The 955-nt window shown below is 61.6% G+C and carries 1 protein-coding gene; it reads right to left on the bottom strand.

Annotated elements, in window-relative coordinates:
• Positions 1-131: 131 nt before the first annotated feature.
• Complete coding sequence (locus B6S44_RS21310) at positions 132-794, bottom strand: hypothetical protein (protein ID WP_129158906.1); 663 nt, start codon at positions 792-794, stop codon at positions 132-134.
• Positions 795-955: the final 161 nt, after the last annotated feature.

Genomic DNA, 955 nt, shown 5'->3' with positions numbered 1-955 from the left:
GCTTACGTGCTTTGACTCCTTCATGACCACGGGGCTGCCGCCATAGGCTTCACGAACTCCAGCCTCTACCGGCGGGCAGCTTCGCTGATTGCCACGGAGTTGGAAGGTGAACGCTGGATCGTCCGCAGAACCTAGAAGCTGACTCGTGTGATAATGCGTGACGTCGGGCGGCGGGCTTCGACGCCGCCACCGCGAGCAGGTACTCGCCCGGCAACGGCAGACGTTCCGGGGATGGCGGACTCAGCGATCGAGCGATGCTCCTTCGACACGTGTGAGCCTTCGCAAGCCCCCTGCCGATCCCAAAGATTACGAGCAATAGGCGTCCCCACGGCCGAGGTTATCGTCGAAGCAGTGACATCGTTTGCTGCCACCTGGCGGGAGGCTACAAGCGCTTGGATAGCCTCCCCGAGGATTTCAATCGAATCGTCGAAGGTGATGTCCGCTGTCTCCAGCTGGCGCGCATCTGCGGCCGCGTCCACAACACAGTGATGTGCAACGAACAGCCAATCGTGAATCATATAGGCGGGCGCATAACCCCAAGGCGAGAAGCCATTGAAGGCTTGAGCGATCTTCGGAATCGAGCCACCGTCGGTGTACATGATGCGAGGTTTGATCGTCCTGCCTTTTCCATCCCGGTCTGGTCTCTTGAAAACCAACGGATTGCGCGGGTCCGGCACGAACAGGAAACGACCGTCTCCGCTTCCGCCGCCTTCTCCGACCCACATGACACTCAACGACCCGGGAAAAGAGCCGGCTTCGCGCCGGAAGTAGTCGAACGACGTGCTCCCGCTCAAGCACGTCAAGGAGCACAGCGCGCTCGATCGCACTCCCGACACTCGGCCTGCCCCACGCCCGTCCACGCCACCCAGACCCGTACGTCCCTCCGCACGACGCGTATCCCCCGCACCTGATCGAGCAACACCAACCGTCACATACCCCGCGCGTACCTCTCTTG

Origin of the sequence: Allobosea sp. Tri-44, assembly GCF_004123845.1 — a bacterium.
Classification (GTDB): Bacteria; Pseudomonadota; Alphaproteobacteria; order Rhizobiales; family Beijerinckiaceae; genus Allobosea.
The sequence above is the reverse complement of the archived record's forward strand: the minus strand, read 5'-3'. Positions and strand labels throughout refer to the sequence as shown.